The 1716-nt window shown below is 55.2% G+C and carries 1 pseudogene; it reads right to left on the bottom strand.

The features are described 5' to 3' along the window. Positions 1-1494: pseudogene (locus HMPREF3086_RS18605) on the bottom strand (hypothetical protein); the annotation flags it as partial. Positions 1495-1716 lie beyond the last annotated feature (222 nt).

Below are 1716 nucleotides of genomic sequence, written 5' to 3'. Positions count from 1 at the left end.
GCCGGCAGCCGTTTCGCCCTTCACCTCAGCGTCATCCGTTGCCTCAACCTGCACACCCTCGGGGGATGTACCCACTGCCTTCGCAGCGTTTAACACGCTGCCAGTGTCTATATCAGCTTGCGTCAATGTGTACTCCGCAGAGCATTTAGCTTCAGCTCCTACAGCCAGCTCTGCTACGTCACACGTAATCACGGGAGTCGTACCGCTGCCCGAAAACGAGACCTCTTCTACTGCTACATTGGTCAGCGGCTGATTGCCGGTGTTCGTGGCCGTGAACGAGTACTTAACCTTCTGTCCCGCTGCCCACGACCCCATCAACTCGGCATCTTTCACGAGCTTGATATTTGGTTTCTTAGCTGTGTTTGTGAACCTGCACGACACGCTTCGCCCACTGTCAGGAGTGAATGTCGCTGTTTTTTCTGTCCCTTCAGCGACTGTCACACCCACATCGTCGACACACTTATAACTCGTGTCGTAGTTTGCAAAGTTCGCGGTGCCTGCCGCGGTCTCCGTGACCGTATAGGTCTGGCCAGCCAAGCCCAGAACTGGCCCCACGGAAGCGGTCTGCACGCCTTCAGCGGGGCCGTCAGTGACGGCGGTCGTGCCTTCAGTCAGGCCGGCGCCGGAAATCTCTAGGCCAAATTGGTCTGTGGGTTCAAAGCGCCCCGCGGGGAGATCCTTGTCCAGCTTAATACTGACCGGGTTGCTGCACGAAGCCATGTCGGTCATTTTTGGCCTGTCCGGAACATCACTCTTCAACTGACCGTTGCTCGGATCGACTTGGCGCAGGAAAGCACTGGAACCGACGTACAAGTAACCGTCTGGACCGAACGCGATTGAGTTCGCTGAGGCGAACTGTGGCGTCAAAGCAGTGACCTGGGTCCCGGTTACCGTTACCGAACCCGTCGTAGGCATGGGCCCGTCAACGGACCAGATGCCACCTTCGGCATTTGAGGCGGCGACGACATACATATTTCCGCCAGCGTCGAAAGCGAGGTCACCATTCCTGCCTTTCGAGCCCGGAAGATTGACAGTCATCACCTTAACGGGCGCAACAGCAGGCGTAGCAGGGTTGTAACCGTGAAGCGTGAGGGTGTCGTTGCTGTCACCTAGTCCGCCGTAGTAAAACCAACCGTTGGCGGGGTTGATTGCACCATGGGTAGATGGTGCGACAGGACTTTTAACTTTGGATGTCGTATCCGTCGTAGCATTCCAGTTGTAGACATAGTTCGTAGCGTTATTACCCGATCCTTCGGTCGCGGTATAAATCGCATACGCGCCCCCCGTACCGATACCCAATTGGTTGTGCCGGCTTGAGCCTTCAAGTTTGAAGGAATCTGATGACAACCCGGTCGTAGGATTAATTTTTTTAGCGTAGTTTCCACCTCCATCCACCGAATAGAGTGAGTCACAGGTAAGATTGCCTCGCGCTGCCTGTGCAGTTGAAGCGGGGACGGCGGCAATCGAAACTAGAGCCACCAAAGTGGCTACCACGGTTAAACGCAGACCTTGCATGAGGCCGTTAAGTATCCACATATAGGCACCTTCCCATTTCCAAGTCTCATGACCGTGCGCAACAGCCGTGCTAGCCGAAAGCTTAACCTAATCACGGCAGATGTTAGCGAGCTTCACAGGCTGACCTTCTGTGACATTACACTGATATTCGTCGAGCTCCAACCGTTTATTGGCTCTTCGCATCTGAGCGTGGGGTCAGGT

This window comes from Dietzia sp. HMSC21D01 (assembly GCF_001815995.1).
Lineage (GTDB): Bacteria > Actinomycetota > Actinomycetes > Mycobacteriales > Mycobacteriaceae > Dietzia > Dietzia cinnamea.
Note: the sequence above shows the minus strand (reverse complement) of the source record. Positions and strands in the feature narration are given on the sequence as shown.